The organism is Compostibacillus humi (genome assembly GCF_014637175.1).
In the GTDB taxonomy this organism is placed as follows: Bacteria; Bacillota; Bacilli; order Bacillales; family Amphibacillaceae; genus Oceanobacillus; species Oceanobacillus humi.
This window is the reverse complement of record NZ_BMEV01000149.1, coordinates 1-1,123: the sequence shown is the minus strand read 5'-3', so window position 1 is coordinate 1,123 and position 1,123 is coordinate 1. Positions and strand designations below refer to the sequence as shown.

The following is a 1,123-nucleotide window of genomic DNA, read 5'->3' as shown; positions in this document are numbered from 1 at the left end:
ATGAAAGTCCAAGGGAGGCTAGAATAAATATAAGAGATTACATTGATTTTTATAATTACAATCGCCCTCATCAATCGCTAGATTATAAAACACCATCATCAGTTTATTTTAATGTCTCATCATCATTGTTTGTGATTTGGAAACAATTCCGACAATTAGTTAGCCCTATTTTGATGCGCTCATACCCCCTCCTTCTTAAACTTGTCGACCGGTAAGTTGATAGAAATGAAGCGGTCAAGTGCTTTCCTTGACGGCTTCATTTCTATCAACTATGATCCACCAAAATGTTTAAGAAGGAGGGGCTAGGAAGCTGCTTCTTTATAAGTCTGTCCTGTACATTCTAAAAATACTCTTAGCCTGAATCTTTCTGGGTTTCTATAACCATAAGCTCTTCGTTTAATATTTTTGATTTTATGATTTGTACCTTCAGCTTTGCCATTGGTATACGGTGTTTTAAAGTATTGTAAAATTGGATCACGCCATTTCTTAATTGTCTTTGCTACTTGATGAAAAGGCTTGAATGGACTTTCCAAAGCCAGTTGAAGCCATTCTGCCAATCGTTTATTTGCGCTTTCGTAATCTGTTGCTTTATAAATATCTCTAAATAGTTCTTTCAAGAAATAGCCGTGCCGCAGTTCTTCGTGAGTATCTAATATTTCTTCAAGTCGTGGTTTGTTTTTCTCTTGTAGATTCTCATAGCTTCTTAAAAGGTGAAAACGTGCCTTTTTTAATCCGGGTATTTGCTTACGAATTTGGTCTAAAGCCTGAACTACTTTCTGGACAACATGATATTTATCTACAATTATTTGTGCATCAGGAAAAGCCTGATGGATAGCTTTATGAAAGGGATCCCACATATCTAAGACAACGTTCTTCACTTTGTTTGGATCGAAATCCATAGATGTCAATAGCTCCAAAGTAGAATGGTAATCACGATCCTGATGCATCCCTATAACAGCGCCTAAATCAGCATCATAAACAACTGTTTCATACTTGTGTCCTTTGCGAAGAGCGATTTCATCCATACTCAGTGTTATACCTTGCTTTTCACTCTGGATTTCTTCCATCCATTCTACATGCTCAGCTGCCTTTTCTTTAGCGACTGAATAAAACATACGCTCAA

The 1,123-nt window shown here is 36.8% G+C and carries 2 protein-coding genes; one reads left to right on the top strand and one right to left on the bottom strand.

Annotated features, from left to right (window positions below):
• Positions 1-215 (top strand): integrase core domain-containing protein (locus IEV18_RS17645; protein WP_373281957.1); only part of this gene is annotated, 215 nt, incomplete at its 5' end.
• Between the two features lie 87 nt (positions 216-302).
• Here IEV18_RS17645 and IEV18_RS16985 read toward each other — a convergent pair.
• On the bottom strand, positions 303-1,123 hold an 821-nt coding region (locus IEV18_RS16985), incomplete at its 5' end, for an ISL3 family transposase (protein WP_188393517.1).